This is a genomic window from Corynebacterium sp. TUM25020, assembly GCF_056388495.1.
On record NZ_JBWJFG010000010.1, the window covers coordinates 25,185 to 41,622 of the forward strand.

Below are 16,438 nucleotides of genomic sequence, written 5' to 3' on the forward strand. Positions count from 1 at the left end.
GACACAGAGACCAATACAACGACCAATACGACGACCAATACAACCACGACTAGCGCGACTAATGCGACCGCCGAAACTGGGGCAACTGATATGACGGCGTCGCCAAACAGCACAACAACCACCCCACAATGAGGGACACATATCCCAAATAGTGGGACAAAACATCATTCTCATGTGACGTAGCTAATAGTCGGGTTATAGTCGGAAACATGACTACGCCAGCGCGCAACCTGCTTCTGTGACGCGGCGGGGCTCAAAGGTTTTAAGCGATAGTGAGCAAACAGCTCACCCACCGACCGGCACCCCGTCGCGGAGTTTGGTGTTGCCGGTCGGGAATCACAACAAAGAACAAACAACTTCTTCCCCGTCCTTTCAGGAGCCCCCACCTATGTCTAACGACACTTTCATCTCCGCACCCGCCCGCATCAATACCCCCAACGGCGAGATCCCCGCGGATCAACCTGCATGGAACAAACAGCGCAACTCCTCCATGCCCCACGTCCGCTACCAGCCCTTCTTCGAAGAGGTAGAGGAAATCACTCTGCCGGACCGCACCTGGCCCAACAAGGTCATCGACCGTGCCCCGCAGTGGTGTGCCGTAGATCTGCGCGATGGCAACCAAGCGCTGATCGACCCCATGAGCCCAGAGCGCAAACGCCGCATGTTCGAACTACTGGTCAACATGGGCTACAAGGAAATCGAGGTCGGCTTCCCCTCCGCCTCCCAGACCGACTTCAACTTCGTCCGCGAGATCATCGAGAACAACATGATCCCCGATGACGTCACCATCCAGGTGCTGGTGCAGGCTCGTGAGCACCTGATCCGCCGCACCTTCGAAGCCTGCGAGGGCGCAAAGAACGTCATCGTCCACTTCTACAACTCCACCTCGAAGCTGCAGCGCAGGGTCGTGTTCCGCAAGGACAAGGAAGCTATCAAGAAGCTGGCCACCGACGCCGCCGAGCTGATCAAGTCCATCGCCGCCGACTACCCGGATACCAACTGGCGCTGGGAGTACTCCCCGGAGTCCTACACCGGCACCGAGGTCGCCTACGCCAAGGAAGTCTGCGATGCAGTCGTGGAGGTTATGGATCCGACGCCGGAGAACCCCATCATCCTGAATCTGCCCTCCACGGTAGAGATGACCACCCCGAACGTGTACGCGGACTCCATCGAGTGGATGCACCGTAACCTGAACCGCCGCGACTCCATCATTTTGTCGCTGCACCCGCATAACGACCGCGGCACCGGCGTGGCCGCTGCCGAGCTGGGTTATATGGCCGGTGCGGATCGAATTGAAGGTTGCCTGTTCGGCAACGGCGAGCGCACCGGAAACGTCTGCCTGGTGACCCTGGGGCTCAACATGCTGACCCAAGGTGTGGATCCGCAGATCGACTTCTCTGACATCGACCAGGTACGCCGCACCGTTGAATACTGCAACCAGCTGCGCGTGCCGGAGCGCCACCCCTACGGTGGCGACCTGGTGTTCACTGCGTTTTCTGGCTCTCACCAGGATGCGATCAACAAGGGTCTGGACGCTCTCGCGGAAGATACCTGGGAGGTTCCTTACCTGCCGATCGATCCGAAGGACGTTGGCCGTTCCTACGAGGCCGTGATCCGCGTGAACTCTCAGTCCGGCAAGGGTGGCGTGGCCTACATCATGAAGACTGACCACAACCTGCAGTTGCCGCGGCCAATGCAGGTGGAGTTCTCCTCCGTCGTACAGGCTGTGACCGATGCCGAAGGCGGCGAGGTAAACCCGAAGGCCATGTGGGATATCTTCTCCGGCGAATACCTGGATCGCGTCTCCCCGATCGAGACGATCTCTCTGACCGTCGACGGCGGCCAAAGTGAGGGTGAGGAAGCCAAGGTCACCGGCCAGATCGAGTTCAACGGCGAACCGCAGACCGTGCAGGGCCGCGGAAATGGTCCGATCAGCGCATACTGCAACGCGCTGGAAGAGCTGGGCTACGACGTGGAGGTGCAGGAGTACAGCCAGCACGCTCGTACCTCGGGCGATGACGCCGAAGCTGCAGCCTACGTCCTGGCGGAGGTTAACGGCGCAAAGTACTGGGGTGTGGGCATTGCAAGCTCTATTACCTACGCCTCACTGAAGGCCATTACCTCTGCGGTGAACCGTTCCCAAGACGCTGCTGCGGGCGTTTCCCAGGGTGCTTAAAGCCCCTGTCTGCCGGGCTGAAGCCTGGCCACAGGAGACCCCACCCTGCTGGGTAGTATGTAATCCATGAATGAGAACGATCACTCGGCCGTCCCCGGCCCCGAGCACACCGGCGCGCGCCGCCGCCGGCGCCCGCGCCGGAGGGTTAGCCGCCCGGCAGGTTCTCTCGCTGTAACTTTTTCGGATGTGAGTGCAAGCCATAACGCTGGTTCACGCGCTGACGCAGACGCTGGCTCCTCCCCTGACTCCCCCGAGAGCGCCGACCAGTCGAGCCCACGCGAGGAACTCGAATCCGCGCTGCACGACCTCCCGTCTTTGGAAGAGGCGCCGTTCGCTGCTGTCAGCATCTCCACGTCCGGTATCCACCCGAAGACCTCTCGTCTGGTGGCTCTTTCCGTGGTGTTCTTCGGCCCCGGCGCAGCCCCCACGACGAACAATGCTGCCAGCGTCACCGACACAGCCGACCTGCCCACCATCAACATCGGCCAGGAGGTCACTGCGCTTACCCGCCACCTCAACCCCGGCGAGGACGCAGGCCCCTGGCACCTCCACGGTTACCAGGTCAACGAGCTTTCCCAAGCTCTCGGCTTTAACTCCAGCGCGCAGCTGATCCACCAGGCGCTGGACGGGCGCACACTCATCATGCATGAGTCCGATTATGTGTGGGGCTTCCTCACTCATGAGTTCAAGCTGGTACAACGCTCCGCGAACCGCGGCCGTCGCAGCCGTGGCCGCGGTCGCGGGGGTCGGCGCATTCCAATGCCCGCACCGGTTTCCATCATCGACACGCTCGCCACCGCTCGCCGCCAGGCCATCGATTCCACCGACCCTCGTCTGCGCGCTATCGTCGCCAGCTACGGTATTGCCGGTGACGCTTCCCAGACTGAGGCTTCTACCAGCACAAACGCATCTGGAAGCTCCAGCAGGCCCGCCGTGCACGTCCCTGCGACAGCACTGCCGGAGGTTGGTGCGGCGGCGTCACTAACCAAGAGAGAGATCGACCCCGACGCGCTGCTAGAAGCAAACGCGCGACTCACCGCGGCCCTCGCGGTCGCACAACAGCGAGGCGGCGAGCTGACGGTGCTGGATCCCGAAGACCTCGCAGCCGATCAGTTCGGGCTGCGGCGCAGTGGCCTTCGTATTGACGCCGCTAATTCTCCCCGGCCTTTCGTGAATCCTGGCGTGTGGAAGAGCGGGGAGCCGCTAGTTGAAGGTATGGAGTTTGTGGTCAGCCCGGACGTGGCAATCGACCCGGACGAGCTGATTGGCCAAGGTGTTGCCGCGGGTCTGGCGTATAGCGAAAAGCTAAATCGTCGCAGCTCGCTTGTGGTGTGCAACGAGAACTACGAGCTGCGCGGTAAGGCGATGCACGCTGACCGGAAGAGCATTCCGCTGGTGCGCGATGAGGACTTCCTGGCGTTGCTGGCTAATGTGCAGCCCGGCGAGAAGGAGGCCAAGCCAACGAAGCCGGGTGCCGGCGCGCGTCCCCGGACCAGTGGGCTGGCAGGTCCGCGTGGCGGCTCAGGCGCTGGCGGGTCGGGTTCGGGGAAATCCGGCAAGTCTAAGAAGTCGAACAAGAACGGTCGCCCGAGCAACTCCGGCCACTCCGGCCACAAGGGCAACGCCACCTCTGGCAGCTCCGGCCACTCCGGCCACAAGGGCAACGCCACCTCTGGCGGCCACGAGGGGCAAATCCCGGGACCCAGCGGCAAGCGAAATCGTCGGAGGCGTCGGCGCCGCAAGAGTTCCGGGGGTTCCGCCAACGGCGGAAACTAGCCCGGTGTGCCCCGCCCCCTCGAAGGCGCCGGAGCAGGGGGCGGCTAGAGCGTCAATGTCCAAAATCTACGAGTTATTAAAAGTAGCTCATTTGCAGCCCAAAAACGTAACCCTCTGACCTGCGTGAATAGATTAGTTATATTTTAAGACCTGGAATTTTGGACATCACCCCCAAAAGCCAGCTGGCAGCTCGGCGCCGGTTAGTCGCCCTTCAGCTCGGTGATAAGTGCGCGCACGCGAGCGTCAATGTCATCACGCACCAGTCGCATGCGCTCCATGCCCTCAATACCGCGCTCGGAGGGCTCGTCAGTAACCCACCGCTCGAGGGTCCCCTGCGCGTCGGCGGGTAGCTCCAGCTGAGCGTCCTTGCCGAGGATGACCACCCGGTCAGCCTCTCGCAGCAACTGCGGGTCCACCGCTTTTGGGCGGCCGTCGGACATGTCCGCGCCGACCTCGCTGATGGATTCCACCGACTCCGTGTTGAGCTTCGTTGCCGGTTTGGTGCCAGCGGAATGAATCTCAATGGCCTCGCCAGCATGCTTGTCCGCTAAGGCGGCCGCCATTTGCGACTTGCCGCCGTTGCCTAAGCAGACGAAAAGTACCTTAGGTTTATTGCTCATGGTTTAATCCTCCCCCATCGAGACGGAACGTGCTGGACTGCTGTACCGCACGGGCAGTGTCGGATCGCCGTTGAAGAGCTTAGGACCCACCCACAGCATGACGTAGACCAGACCGACTAGCACCGGAATCTCGATCAGCGGGCCGACCGTTCCAGCCAGTGCCTGCGCAGAGGTCGCACCAAAAGTACCGATAGACACGGCGATGGCAAGCTCGAAATTGTTGCCCGCAGCGGTAAAAGACACAGAGGCCGACTGGGCGTAATTCAACCCCGCAGCCTTGGACACAGCCAGCGCCAGGGCAAACATTCCAGCGAAGTAGGCCACCAGCGGGACCGCCGTGCGAGCCACCGTCCACGGGTGGTCCGTAATCTGCTCTCCCTGCAGCGCAAACAGAAGCACGATCGTATAAAGCAGGCCGATCAGCGCGAGAGGAGAAACCGCGGGCAAGAACTTTTCCTCGTACCACTGCTGCCCCTTCAGCCTCTCCCCGAGCACGCGGGAAGCCAAGCCAGCCGTCAACGGGATACCCAGGAAAACCAGGACGGATACCACGATCGACCAGAAGGAAAAGTCTGCCGAGGTTGTAGGAAGCCCCAGCCAGCCAGGGAGAATCTGCAGATAAAACCAGCCCAGCACTCCAAACATGAGCACTTGGAACACAGAGTTGATCGCCACAAGGACGGCGGTCACCTCTCTATCCCCGCAGGACAGCTCCGACCACACCAGAACCATCGCGATGCACCGGGCTAGGCCGACGATAATCAGCCCGGTGCGCAACTCAGGCTCGTCGGGCAAACATACCCAGGCCAGGGTGAACATCAACGCGGGCCCAACGACCCAGTTGAGGACGAGGGAAACCGCCATCAGGCGCTTATCCGCCGCAATCTGCCGGGTTTTGTCGTAGCGAACCTTCGCTAGCGGCGGATACATCATGACCAGCAGGCCGAGTGCGATCGGAAGCGAGATCCCTCCCACCTCCAGTTCCCCGAGCTTCGTTCCGATTTCTGGCACCACCCGGTTAACGAGCAGCCCAGCAACCATCGCGAGGATAATCCACACGGGCAGGAACCTATCCAAAAAGGACATCCGTGGACGCAACGAAGCTGTCATGCAACCTTCCTTAGATATTGACACGCGTCGATATAAAACCAAGTGACATATTGACGCTCGTCAATATAAATGACATATTGATATCTGTCAATATAAGATGCCCGTATGGCCACCCCGCAGATTTTTCCGCTCGCAGACATCTCCACATGCTGCTCCTTGAGCAAAGGACCGCTATCGGATCCCGAGGCCACCCGTTATGCCACCTTGTTCAAGGTCCTATCCGACCCCGCCCGCTTGCAAATACTCTCCCATCTGGCAGCCAAAGGCTGCGAACCAATCAGCGTAAACCAGCTAACAGACATCACGGAACTAAGCCAGCCCACGGTCTCACATCACCTAAAACGGCTTACCGATGCAGGTCTGCTCCGCAAGGCCCGAACAGGTCGCACTGTTACACACCTAGTAAAGCCCGAACTCTTCGCTGAACTTCGCGCTGTTCTCCAAATGGACTAACGCTCGCCATCTCCGGCGCACCAGCCTCCAAATTCCAGCACGCCTCTGCGGGTACACTTAGTCCCCATGGGTAAATCAGATCGAACCGGCGCTCAGCCCGGCACTGAACAGCGCACGGCCACGCAGCGCTCCACGCAGCACGGAGAACGGCAGCCCGCCGGCGCACGTCGCTCCAGCCTGCAGCGGATCCGCAGCTCCGTGGCGATCCGCATGGCGCAACTGGCCACGTGGGCGTCAAGAAAAGCGGGCCGCGGAGCCGGCGGCATGATCGGCGGCCTGGTCGGCGGGGCCATCGACCCGCAGCTGATGGCGAGCCTGGGGCCGGGCAAAGGTGGCGTGAAGCGACCAACGGTGCTGGTCACGGGCACGAATGGCAAGTCCACAACCATACGCATGCTGGCCAGCGCCGTTCGCTCTGCAGCTACCGTCTGCACCAACGAGGGCGGCGACAACATGGATGCTGGTGTTATTAGCGCTCTACTCGCCGGGCGTGATGCCGAAGCGCTGGTTCTCGAAGTCGATGAGCTGCACGTCCCCAGCATTGCCGAGAAATTGGACGCAGATGTACTGGTGCTGCTGAATCTCTCACGCGACCAATTGGACCGCGTGGGCGAGATCAACAAGATCGAACGGGCACTGCGGGCATGCGTGGAAGCACGCCCACACATGCAGATCATCGCGAACTGCGACGACGTTTCTGTCACCTCCGCCGCCTGGGATTCCCCAAACGTCCAGTGGGTCAGCGCCGGCTTTGGGTGGGCGGGCGATTCCACCAGCTGCCCGCGCACCGAAGGCGCGATCATCCACCGCACCGGCGAGGATGGCGTGGTGGACTGGTTCGCCGCAAAGAAACTCCCGGACGGTCGCGAATTCCGCAGGCCAACCCCCGATTGGCGAATCACGGATGAAGGGCTAATCGACCGTGAGGGCCAACTGCACCCCATGAATCTAACCCTTCCCGGCAACGCGAACCGCGGCAATGCCACGCAGGCCGTCGCAGCGGCTGTGGCCGTGGGAGAACTGCTGCACCGTCCGATCCCCACCGAGCAGGCCATCGCCGCGGCTGAGAAGGTGGATAATGTCGCAGGCCGCTACTCCGTGGTGCGCTTCGGCGACCACGAGGTGCGCCTGATGCTGGCGAAGAACCCAGCCGGTTGGCAAGAGGCACTTTCCATGGTGGACCGCACCGCCGATAGCCTCGTGATCAGCGTAAATGGTCAGGTTGCCGACGGGCAGGACCTGTCGTGGCTATGGGACGTTCGCTTCGAGAACTTCGAGGGCGTGCACGTGGTGGCCGCCGGCGAGCGCGGTACTGATTTGGCTGTTCGCCTGGGCTACGCCGCCGTCGAGCACAACTTGATTAAGGATACGGTCGAGGCGATCCGTTCCTGCCCGCCGGGCCGCGTGGAGGTTCTGGCGAACTACACAGCGTTCCGCGATTTGAAGCGGGTGCTGGACAAGGAAGGGGAAGCGTAAATGAGCAGTGCCAACAAACCTGCAGACCTCAACATCGGCCTGATCCTGCCCGACGTGCTCGGCACCTATGGCGACGATGGCAATGCCCTGGTGCTGCGGCAGCGCGCCCGTATGCGCGGTATTGCGGCGGAGATCCAACCAATTCACCTGGGAGAGCCCGTCCCAGAGACCTTCGACATCTACACCGTCGGTGGCGGCGAGGATACCGCGCAGGTTCTGGCCGCCGAGCACCTTATCAGCGATGGTGGTATTACCCGGGCCGTCGCCGCCGGCCGCCCGGTGCTGGCCATTTGTGCTGGTCTACAGGTGTTTGGCGAGTCTTTCACCAGCCACGGTCGCACCGTTGAGGGACTGGGGCTTATCGACGCCACCACGTCTCAACTCGCCAAGCGCATGATCGGCGAAATCGCCTCCACCCCGGCAGCCTCCGCCGTAATCGGCGGGGAAACAGGCCTGACCGAACCACTGACGGGATTTGCCAACCACATGGGTGCCACCATCCTGGGCGCGGATGCCGAGCCCCTGGGGCGCCTTACCCGGGGCACGGGCAACACCGACAGCCATGGTGCGGAGACCGCTGGGCTCTCCGGCGAGGATGCTCACCGGCAGACTCGCGCCGAAGGCGCGGTGCAGGGTTCGGTTGTGGCAACGTACATGCATGGCCCCGTGCTGGCCAGGAATCCGCAGTTGGCGGACTGGCTGCTCGCCCGCGCGATGGGGGTTGCACTCAACGAGCTGCCCGAGTTCCAGGGTGAGCTGGCGGAGCAGTTGAACCGTGAGGTGGCGTCGCTAAGAAAAGAGCGCCTCTAAGCACCGAGCTTGGCCACGCTAAGGATCATCGGCAGCTGAAGGGGGACGCGCGCGAAGGCGATGGCGCGCGCAGGCTGCGGTTTGGCGCGCCAGTCCCAGGCCATCTTGATGTTGCCGGGGAGCACGCCGACTAGGAAGAGTGCGGCGGCGGGGGCGATTGTACTGCGTAGCGCGCGGCGCCATTCGGGCTTCAGGCTACATGCCGCGATGCTGGTGGCCAGGGCGATTTCCATGGCTCCGGAACCGAGCGTCCAAGCGCGCGGGGTGCCGGGGAGTTCCTCTGGAACGATCTGGTCGAAGTCCTCCGGCTTAACAAAGTGCAGTACGCCTGCGATGCCGAAGACGGTTCCCCATACGGCGGAGCGGATGCCGGCCGCGCGGGACAGGTGGTGCGGACGGATGGCGTTGTGCAAAGGGTTTTTACTCATGGGCGCCACTGTAGTCCCGCCGTGCGACAGGGGGTATACAGGCGACAGGGGTATAGAGGCTACAGCGCGGTGCGCCCCGCAAACGCGCGGGAAAGCGTGAGCTCGTCGACGAACTCCAAGTCCCCGCCCATCGGGATGCCCGAGGCCAGGCGGGTGACCTTCAGCCCGGGGAAGTCGCGCAGCAGGCGAGCTAGATAAGAGGCCGTTGCCTCGCCCTCCGTGTTGGGGTCGGTGGCGATAATAACCTCGGCGATCTCGGGGGCTGTGTCATACTCGATATCATTTTCCACGTCGCCGGTGCGGGAACCGTCACCGACGGTGGATGTGGCGTCACTAAGTGAAGCACCGCTGCCCTTCGCGCCGAGCGCAACATCCGGCAGTGCCCCGCCGATGCGCTGCACCAAGGGGGTTACGTTGAGTTCCTTTGGCCCAATTCCGTTGAGTGGGTCAAGCGCCCCGCCGAGCACGTGGTAGCGCCCGCGATACTCCGCGGTGCGCTCAATGACTTGAATATCCTTGGACTCCTCCACCACGCAGATGATGCTCTTGTCGCGATGGGAATCCGCACAGATCCGGCACACGTCCTCTTGGGAGATGTTGTGACAGATACGGCAGAACGTCACGCCGCGCTGCAGGCGGCCGAGTGCGCTTTGGAAGCGTTCGATATCTTCCGGCTCCTCATTCAGCAGGTGCAGGGCGATGCGCTGTGCGCTTTTTGGCCCGATGCCGGGGAGCCGTGAGAACTCGTCGATAACGTCCTGTAGTGGTCCTTCGAACAACTAGATCTCTCTTTGGAGTTCTTAGAAGGCTTAGAAGCCCAGGCCGTTCATGCCCTGGGACAGCGGGCCCATCTTCTCCTCAGCCAGGGTCTGCAACTTCTGGTTCGCATCCTTGAACGCGCCGAGCAGCAGGTCCTTGAGGGTGTCGATATCTTCTGGGTCGACGATCTTGGGGTCGATCTCCATGTCGGTGACCTCGCCGGTGCCGGCGACGGAGATGGTGACCAGGCCGTTGCCTGCCTCGCCCTTAACGGTGGAAGCTGCGATCTCGCGCTGTGCTTCCTGCAGCTGTGCCTGTACCTGCTGTGCCTGCTGCATTAGCTGGTTCATGTCTGGCTGGCTCATGTGTTTTTACCTTTCGTTGGTGTTTTTCATGGGGTGTTTTCCATGCTTGGATTTTGCTCTTCCACAACTCTACCGGTCGGTCCCGACAGGCGTGTTAGGCGCCGTCGCGTGTGGTCGCTGTGGTGTTCACGCTTAGCGAACTCGCTCCGCGCCGAGGCTCTTTTCGATCAGCTCACCTGCGATTTCCAATGGTGTGCGGTGATCGCGCTCGCCGGGGGCGCGCTCGATGTCTGCGAGCAGCTCGTCGCGTTCTCTTTGTTCATTTCTTTGTGACGCCCCCTCGCTCTCCTTTCCCCCAATCTCACGTTGGGGTTGCGGGAGGTTCTCCGCTGGCTGAGGTTCGGCCTCCATGGGTTCCGGCGGTAGCGGAGCATCGGCCGCATAGTCCCGAGCTGAGTCGGCGGGGTTGGCAACGGAAGCGGCAGCGCTGCCGTCCCAGGCGTCGACTGGTCCGTCGGCAAAAGCATCAGCAGGCGGCTCATCGGGCAAAGGCACTCCGTTAAAGCCATTTTCCATGTTGTACTTCTTGCGCGCTTTGGCCCGCTCGGCGCGCGCACGCCAGCCGGAGTTCGGATCGTCCTGCGCAGGAGTATCCGTTTGGTTGGCATCAGCATTGGATTTACCGTTGCGGTGAGAGTGCGAGGCTTTGCGCATCGCTTCTTCCATCGCGCGGGCTCGTTCCAGGGCACTGTTGGCGGCACTGCGGGAGGCCACCGCATCCATCGGGGTTTCCGCTGGTACGGGGTTCACCGGGGTGGAGGAAGGAGTGGCAGTGGGCGCCGTGGACGTCGGGGCTGTTTCCTGATCCTCACCGGCGGCGGGCTGAGCCTCCGCCGGTTCAGCTTTTCCCTTTGCATCGCCTCCTGCGGCTTCGTCCCCAACAGGTTTTCCGCTGACGTAGACCACGATGCGGGCTGGGCTCCCCGTGACGGTTTTGATCGCCTCCGAGTAGACGCCTGCGTTTTTCTGCCCACCGACAAGGCGCGCCAACGATCCGGTGTGGTGGTTCACATGCAGTTCGCCCGCAGTGGGCTGGGTTGCACGCGGGGTTGCTCCCCGTAGCGCAATCCAGGCGCTCAGGTCCTTGTCATGGACGGCATCCATGATCCGCACCCACGTTTCCGAGTCCATTGCCGTCGGTGCAGGCTCGGCGGGAGCGGAGTCAGTCGTCTCCGTAGATTCTGCCGTAGCAGCAGGCTCTGCCTGAGCCGCTGGAGCCACTGGTTCCGTCGGCTCCTTTGGTACCACTGGTTCTGCTGGTCCAGCTGATCCTGCTTGTTCCGCAGCTCCGGCTCTGCGGTGGCGTTGCATGATGTCCCGAGCCCGGCGCGCCTCAGCGATTGCCGGGGATTCTTCCTCTGCAATCGGTTCTGTGACCGGTGCACCAGTCTCCTCGGGCTTAGGCTGCTCAGGCTGTGTTTGCTGTGGCTGCTGTAGCTGCCGCGGCTGTTGCGACTGTTGCGCTTGCTCGTCGGGCTGTTCTTCCTGTGCTGGTTGGCCTGGCTGATCCGGCTGGGTCGCAGCTTTCCTCCGGCGCGCAAACATTTCCGCTCGACTACCGCGCACACCGGTGCCGGTACCCGCGCTGGTAGCTGCGCCTCCGCGCCCCTTTTCCAAAGCCTCCACGCGCTGCGCCAGTGCTTCCACTGTCATACCCGCAGCGGGCAGCGCCATGCGAGCACATAGAATCTCCAGCAGCAGTCGCGGCGCCGTCGCCCCGCGCATTTGTGCCAGCCCTTCATTTACCAGGGAAGCACAGCGGGTCAGCGTCGCTTGCCCCATCTTTTCCGACTGCTCACGCAAAGTCTCACGGGACTCCTCCGGCGCATTCACCAGCCCCCGGTCAAAGGCATCCGGCACGGCCTGCACGACCAACAAGTCACGGAAACGATCCAACAAGTCCTCGCCGAATCTGCGCGGGTCATAGCCTGCATCTATCACCTCGTCGACTACAGCGAACAATGCCGCGGAATCATGCTCCGCCAGCGCGTCCACGGCCCGGTCGATCAGGGTGGAATCCGTCACTCCCAGCAGAGCGAGCGCGCGGTTATATGTCACGCCTTCCGGCCCGGCACCGGCGAGCAGCTGATCCATGATGGATAGCGAATCGCGTGGCGACCCGCCACCCGCACGGATAACCAGCGGATATACGGCATCTTCCACCGGCACGCCTTCACCGGACACCACCGATTCCAATAGCCCGCGCATATCCGGCGGCGCCAGCAAGCGGAAGGGATAGTTGTGGGTACGCGAACGAATCGTCTGCAGCAGCTTTTCCGGCTCAGTCGTGGCGAAGATGAAGATCAGGTGCTCCGGTGGCTCCTCCACAATCTTCAGCAGGGCATTGAAACCCGCCGTGGAGATCATGTGCGCCTCGTCGATAATAAACACCCGGTAGCGCGATTCCGCTGGCGCGTAGAAAGCACGTTCGCGCAGTTCACGCATATCGTCCACACCGTTATGCGTCGCCGCGTCCAGCTCTGTGACGTCCAGGTTTCCCGGCCCGCCCGGCGCCAGTGATACGCAAGACTCGCACACCCCGCACGGCGTAGACGTCGGCCCCTTTACGCAGTTCAGAGAGCGCGCCAAAATGCGCGCGGAGGAAGTCTTACCGCAACCGCGCGGCCCCGAAAACAGATATGCGTGGTTAATCCGCCCGCTATCCAGCGCCACGGACAGCGGTTCGGTCACGTGAGATTGCCCCACGACCTCGGCAAATGTTGCCGGACGGTATTTCCTATAAAGTGCCACGAACCTAGCCTACATTCCGCCTGCGACGACCCATTACGGTTGGTCTAGCGCCAGATGTTATTGATATTGACGCCCTCACGTACCAACCGCTCCTGCACCGCGGCTACACCGGCCGTCTGCGCCAGCTCCAGCTCTTCATCGGTGAGCATCACCAGCTGAGCTGCGATGGTCAGTCGGCCAGGGTGAGTGAACTCCACGTCCGCGTCATCTTCCTTGGAGTGGCGGCTCGCTCCGCCAGAGGTGACTTCGTGAACGTGCGGCACGCCATCGTCCCATACGTACGGCACAACCAACAGGCCATTGCGGGCGGTGATCTTCCGCTCGGATTCCGCGTCCATCTGCTGGACAACGTCGGGCAGGAGCGTGCCGGGTTGCGGCGGCCAGTGAGTTGGATCCTGGGAGATCATCGAGGCTGCATGTGCCAACAAATCAGCAGCGGTATCGTCGTGTCCGCTGACCACCGTCAGCAATTCGACGCGCAGATCGGAACCGTCCTCGGTCTGCAGGCCGGATTCCATGCGCCCCGCGTCGATGGTCATGGCAACCGTCTCAGCCAGCACGGCCTCTACAGCGCCATCCTGGGATGAGGGGTTTTGATCCGTGGGGGCGTCACCAAGAAACACCTCGGCGACAGCGAACTCGGGGAAGGAATCGTTGATCCTGCGGCGTGCGATGGTCGGCTCGCCGGGCAGCAAGCCCTGAACCCAAACGAATGTTTCTTCGGTGTTAATGGCGATCCTCCTGCTTAATGGCGCTCACTGTGGGGCTAACCCTTGGTTGGTTCCAGTGGGATCTAGCGCTGCCCGGCGGCGTGCTCGACCATCTCAATGGCGGCGTACAGCACACAGGTGGCGAAACCATCCATGGCGATCTCCAGCTGTTCGATCGTCGGCATGGACGGCGCCAGGCGCAGGTTGCGATCGTTCGGATCCTGCTTCAGCGGGTAGGTGGAACCCGCGGCGGTCAGAGCTACGCCGGCCTTCTTGGCCAGCTCCACCACCCGAGAAGCGGTGCCATCTAGCAGGTTCACAGAAATGAAGTAGCCACCCTCCGGGACGGTCCACTCGGCAACATTGGCCTCGCCCAGGCGGCGCTCCAGGATCTCCACCACACGGGTGAATTTCGGCCCCAGCGAACCTGCGTGCTTGCGCATGAGGTCGCGTACGCCCTCGGCATCCTTCAGGAACTGTAGGTGGGCAAGCTGGTTGACCTTGTTCGGCCCGATACCGCGCACGTTCGCGATCTTCTTGTACCACTCCAGGTTTTCCGTGGAGGAAGCAAAGAAGGCCAGGCCAGAGCCCGCGAGAGTGATCTTGGAGGTGGAAGACATAGCCCAGAAGCGGTTCGGGTGGCCCGCCTTCTCGGCTACGTCGAGGATGTTGATGATCTCTGGGAACTCGTCGGTCAGGGTGTGGACTGCGTAGGCGTTGTCCCACACGATGCGGAAGTCCGGCGCACCGGTTTCCATTGCGGCCAGAGCCTCTGCAGTCTGCTGGGAGTAGGTCACACCAGTCGGGTTGGCGAACATCGGCACGGCCCACATGCCCTTGACCGCCGGATCCTTCGCCAGCTCGCGTACCTGATCCATGTCGGGGCCTTCGTCTGTCATATCGACGGTAACCATCTCAAAGCCGAATAGTTCCGTAATGGAATGGTGGCGGTCGTAGCCCGGCACAGGGCAGATCCACTTGAGCTTTTCTTCCGCAGACCATGGACGCTCAGAATCGTTTGTGCCGAAGGTGTATGCCCAACTGATGAGGTCGAACATGATGTTCAGGCTGGAGGAATCGCCAGCGATGACGTTCTCCACCGGCAGGCCCAGCACATCGGCCCACAGCTCGCGAATCTCGGTCAGTCCTACGCCACCGCCGTAGTTGCGTACATCCAGTCCCGATGGGGAGGTGAAGTTCTCCCCTGGCAGGCTCAGCAGATCAACCGAGAAATCGAGCTGCTCCGCCGACGGCTTGCCGCGCGTGAGATCCAGGTTCAAGCCCTTAGAATGTAGTTCTTCGTAAGCCTGGCGCACATCCTCTTTCATGCTGAGGAGGAGGTCGGTGTTGACGTTATCGATGTTCATAAAATGTCTCTCCCGCTTGTGGCGTACTGGATTTAGCCGTACTGGATTTAGCTTTGTGTGCAAGTCTAACTGAACCCTCGGACAGCGCACCGGCACCCACATCTGCAGTGCTACGGGCTGACGGTTAGGATATCGACAGGCTGCGAGGGACAAGCAGCGGTGTAGCACCGCGCGAACCACCGGGTTTAGTTGGAAAGGACTCACCATGGCAAAGCACGAACCAAACCGGATCCGGGTCCCCGTCGAACGAGCTATCCGCGAGTGTCGCCTTTATGTACAGGGCAAGCAGTACCCAGGTCAGGCCAACTACATCACGGCTCTCAAGGACATCGAGGAGCTGTCGGATGGCACCAGTCAGGACTTTGTCATGGTGACCCTGGAGGAGCCCTCCGAGGAACAGATGTTGCGTGTCGCCCAGCGCTATGGCGTCGACGAACTGATTGTTGAAGACGCCGTCAATGCCCACCAGCGTGCAAAGGTGGAGCGCTACGAGGATCAGCTGTTTTCTGTCATCCGCTCCGTCCAATATGCGGATAACCAGGACATCATCGACCGGCGCGACATCATTCAAACCGGCGAAGTGCAGATGGTCATTGGCCGGAAGTTCATCATCGTCATTTCCCACGGCACGGATCTCCCCAACCCTGAGATGCGGCTCCACCAGGCCCCGGAGCTACGCAGCAAAGGGCCGCTCTCTATTGCGTGGGCTATCTCGGATTATCTAGTCGACGAGTACACACGCATCGCCGAACAGCTCGAAACCCGGGTCGATGATCTCGAAGAGGAAGTCTTCACCCTCCGGGACGAGTTCGACATCGAGAACATCTACACCCTCAAGCGCGAGATCTTGGAAATGCGGCATGCTATCGACCCACTGATCCCCGCCCTGCGCGCGTTGATTCAAAATCATAAGGATCTCACGTCCAAGCAGATTCGGGCCTTCTTCCGCGATGTGCTGGATCACGCCATGTTGGCAAAGGACAAGATCGATTCCTTCGACGAGCGCCTATCGTCCCTTATTCAGGCGGGTTCGGCGATCATTTCCTTGCGTCAAAACCAAGATATGCGCACGATTTCCGCGGTCGTCGGTATGGCCGCCGCCCCGACAATGATTGCGGGTGTGTACGGCATGAACTTCGAAAACATGCCTGAGCTGCAGTGGCACTACGCGTACTACGTCTGCTTAGCGGCGATGGTTGGCGTAGTCGCGTTGATGTGGTGGTGGTTTAAGCACAACAACTGGCTATAGCCTAGCTCCCGAGCCCCGTCCCCCGGTAGTAGATAAAAAAGGGGACCCCGCGCACCCGTCAGAGCTCGTTGACCCTTGCTGCATTCCTGCCCTGGGGGAGTTCACAAGATACACGCCGCGCGGAATCCGTTGCCCATAGTAACGCACGTGCGCTCGTTGTTCCAAAGGCCTACTCTTCTTCCCTATTGACGCCCACTTTCCAGGCGCCAGCACCCGATTTGGAAACCACAGGCCGCGTTGTGTAACCTGTCACGAGTACGTCAGAGCCATTGCTTTTAGCTCTGCCGTTCGGCATGGAGGATTCGACTAGCGGCCTATGTCACACGCCTGGAACGCGTGCGGGAGTCACATCCCTCGTGGGTTCAAATCCCACATCCTCCGCCATTTG

Annotated in this window: 14 protein-coding genes, 1 tRNA gene and 1 other RNA gene; 7 read left to right on the top strand and 9 right to left on the bottom strand. The window is 61.5% G+C overall.

Annotated elements, in window-relative coordinates:
- The first annotated feature begins 388 nt into the window (after nucleotides 1-388).
- Together leuA and AC05K6_RS09275 are read left to right on the top strand one after the other, a co-directional pair.
- On the top strand, nucleotides 389-2,176 hold the full coding sequence (gene leuA / locus AC05K6_RS09270; RefSeq protein ID WP_476728390.1) for a 2-isopropylmalate synthase: 1,788 nt from the start codon (nucleotides 389-391) through the stop codon (nucleotides 2,174-2,176).
- Nucleotides 2,177-2,242: 66 nt separating this feature from the next.
- The gene (locus AC05K6_RS09275) at nucleotides 2,243-3,952 is read left to right on the top strand and encodes a DNA polymerase III subunit epsilon (protein ID WP_476728391.1); all 1,710 of its coding nucleotides are present in this window, start codon (nucleotides 2,243-2,245) and stop codon (nucleotides 3,950-3,952) included.
- 200 nt (nucleotides 3,953-4,152) lie between these two features.
- On the opposite strand, the gene AC05K6_RS09280 is transcribed toward AC05K6_RS09275, so the two are convergent.
- Together AC05K6_RS09280 and arsB are read right to left on the bottom strand one after the other, a co-directional pair.
- Nucleotides 4,153-4,572, bottom strand: coding sequence for an arsenate-mycothiol transferase ArsC (locus AC05K6_RS09280; RefSeq protein ID WP_476728392.1), 420 nt, complete (start codon nucleotides 4,570-4,572; stop codon nucleotides 4,153-4,155).
- 3 nt (nucleotides 4,573-4,575) lie between these two features.
- Nucleotides 4,576-5,682: an ACR3 family arsenite efflux transporter gene (gene arsB / locus AC05K6_RS09285; protein ID WP_476728393.1), complete on the bottom strand. Its 1,107-nt coding sequence runs from the start codon at nucleotides 5,680-5,682 to the stop codon at nucleotides 4,576-4,578.
- A 105-nt stretch (nucleotides 5,683-5,787) separates the two neighbouring features.
- Between arsB and AC05K6_RS09290 the strand changes: the two genes are divergently transcribed.
- The 3 genes from AC05K6_RS09290 to AC05K6_RS09300 all read left to right on the top strand — a co-directional run bounded on the left by AC05K6_RS09290 (nucleotide 5,788) and on the right by AC05K6_RS09300 (nucleotide 8,421).
- Nucleotides 5,788-6,135: an ArsR/SmtB family transcription factor gene (locus AC05K6_RS09290; RefSeq protein ID WP_476728394.1), complete on the top strand. Its 348-nt coding sequence runs from the start codon at nucleotides 5,788-5,790 to the stop codon at nucleotides 6,133-6,135.
- 66 nt (nucleotides 6,136-6,201) lie between these two features.
- Entirely contained in the window at nucleotides 6,202-7,611 is a 1,410-nt protein-coding gene (locus AC05K6_RS09295; protein ID WP_476728395.1) for a MurT ligase domain-containing protein, read from the top strand.
- Complete coding sequence (locus AC05K6_RS09300) at nucleotides 7,612-8,421, top strand: type 1 glutamine amidotransferase (RefSeq protein ID WP_476728396.1); 810 nt, start codon at nucleotides 7,612-7,614, stop codon at nucleotides 8,419-8,421.
- Here AC05K6_RS09300 and AC05K6_RS09305 read toward each other — a convergent pair.
- The 6 genes from AC05K6_RS09305 to AC05K6_RS09330 form a co-directional block, all read right to left on the bottom strand.
- Nucleotides 8,418-8,849 carry a DoxX family protein gene (locus AC05K6_RS09305; protein WP_293790904.1) on the bottom strand — a complete coding sequence of 144 codons (432 nt, stop codon included), beginning with the start codon at nucleotides 8,847-8,849 and terminating at the stop codon, nucleotides 8,418-8,420. The two genes, AC05K6_RS09300 and AC05K6_RS09305, sit on opposite strands and share 4 nt — an antisense overlap.
- Nucleotides 8,850-8,908: 59 nt before the next feature.
- Nucleotides 8,909-9,628 (bottom strand): recombination mediator RecR, encoded by a 720-nt coding sequence (gene recR / locus AC05K6_RS09310; protein WP_293790905.1) that lies wholly within the window; start codon nucleotides 9,626-9,628, stop codon nucleotides 8,909-8,911.
- Nucleotides 9,629-9,658: 30 nt separating this feature from the next.
- Nucleotides 9,659-9,973: a YbaB/EbfC family nucleoid-associated protein gene (locus tag AC05K6_RS09315; RefSeq protein WP_293790906.1), complete on the bottom strand. Its 315-nt coding sequence runs from the start codon at nucleotides 9,971-9,973 to the stop codon at nucleotides 9,659-9,661.
- 132 nt (nucleotides 9,974-10,105) lie between these two features.
- Nucleotides 10,106-12,724 carry a DNA polymerase III subunit gamma and tau gene (locus AC05K6_RS09320; RefSeq protein WP_476728397.1) on the bottom strand — a complete coding sequence of 873 codons (2,619 nt, stop codon included), beginning with the start codon at nucleotides 12,722-12,724 and terminating at the stop codon, nucleotides 10,106-10,108.
- A gap of 44 nt (nucleotides 12,725-12,768) precedes the next feature.
- Nucleotides 12,769-13,455: a hypothetical protein gene (locus AC05K6_RS09325; RefSeq protein ID WP_473964132.1), complete on the bottom strand. Its 687-nt coding sequence runs from the start codon at nucleotides 13,453-13,455 to the stop codon at nucleotides 12,769-12,771.
- A gap of 62 nt (nucleotides 13,456-13,517) precedes the next feature.
- Nucleotides 13,518-14,762, bottom strand: coding sequence for an aspartate aminotransferase type Ic (locus tag AC05K6_RS09330; RefSeq protein WP_476728405.1), 1,245 nt, complete (start codon nucleotides 14,760-14,762; stop codon nucleotides 13,518-13,520).
- A gap of 244 nt (nucleotides 14,763-15,006) precedes the next feature.
- Between AC05K6_RS09330 and AC05K6_RS09335 the strand changes: the two genes are divergently transcribed.
- Entirely contained in the window at nucleotides 15,007-16,050 is a 1,044-nt protein-coding gene (locus tag AC05K6_RS09335) for a magnesium and cobalt transport protein CorA (RefSeq protein ID WP_011274287.1), read from the top strand.
- Between the two features lie 36 nt (nucleotides 16,051-16,086).
- Here AC05K6_RS09335 and ffs read toward each other — a convergent pair.
- An RNA gene (gene ffs / locus AC05K6_RS09340) (signal recognition particle sRNA small type) lies at nucleotides 16,087-16,181 on the bottom strand.
- A gap of 164 nt (nucleotides 16,182-16,345) precedes the next feature.
- On the opposite strand from ffs, the gene AC05K6_RS09345 reads away from it, so the two are divergent.
- Nucleotides 16,346-16,434, top strand: a tRNA-Ser gene (locus tag AC05K6_RS09345).
- Nucleotides 16,435-16,438: the final 4 nt, after the last annotated feature.

What these genes read in the sequence shown, in the direction of transcription:
- arsB (WP_476728393.1), bottom strand. Translation starts at nt 5,682, where the DNA reads ATGACAGCTTCGTTGCGTCCACGGATGTCCTTTTTGGATAGGTTCCTG.
- AC05K6_RS09295 (WP_476728395.1), top strand. Translation starts at nt 6,202, where the DNA reads ATGGGTAAATCAGATCGAACCGGCGCTCAGCCCGGCACTGAACAGCGC.
- leuA (WP_476728390.1), top strand. Translation starts at nt 389, where the DNA reads ATGTCTAACGACACTTTCATCTCCGCACCCGCCCGCATCAATACCCCC.
- AC05K6_RS09335 (WP_011274287.1), top strand. Translation starts at nt 15,007, where the DNA reads ATGGCAAAGCACGAACCAAACCGGATCCGGGTCCCCGTCGAACGAGCT.
- AC05K6_RS09275 (WP_476728391.1), top strand. Translation starts at nt 2,243, where the DNA reads ATGAATGAGAACGATCACTCGGCCGTCCCCGGCCCCGAGCACACCGGC.
- AC05K6_RS09330 (WP_476728405.1), bottom strand. Translation starts at nt 14,762, where the DNA reads ATGAAAGAGGATGTGCGCCAGGCTTACGAAGAACTACATTCTAAGGGC.
- AC05K6_RS09315 (WP_293790906.1), bottom strand. Translation starts at nt 9,973, where the DNA reads ATGAGCCAGCCAGACATGAACCAGCTAATGCAGCAGGCACAGCAGGTA.
- AC05K6_RS09280 (WP_476728392.1), bottom strand. Translation starts at nt 4,572, where the DNA reads ATGAGCAATAAACCTAAGGTACTTTTCGTCTGCTTAGGCAACGGCGGC.
- AC05K6_RS09300 (WP_476728396.1), top strand. Translation starts at nt 7,612, where the DNA reads ATGAGCAGTGCCAACAAACCTGCAGACCTCAACATCGGCCTGATCCTG.
- AC05K6_RS09290 (WP_476728394.1), top strand. Translation starts at nt 5,788, where the DNA reads ATGGCCACCCCGCAGATTTTTCCGCTCGCAGACATCTCCACATGCTGC.
- AC05K6_RS09305 (WP_293790904.1), bottom strand. Translation starts at nt 8,849, where the DNA reads ATGAGTAAAAACCCTTTGCACAACGCCATCCGTCCGCACCACCTGTCC.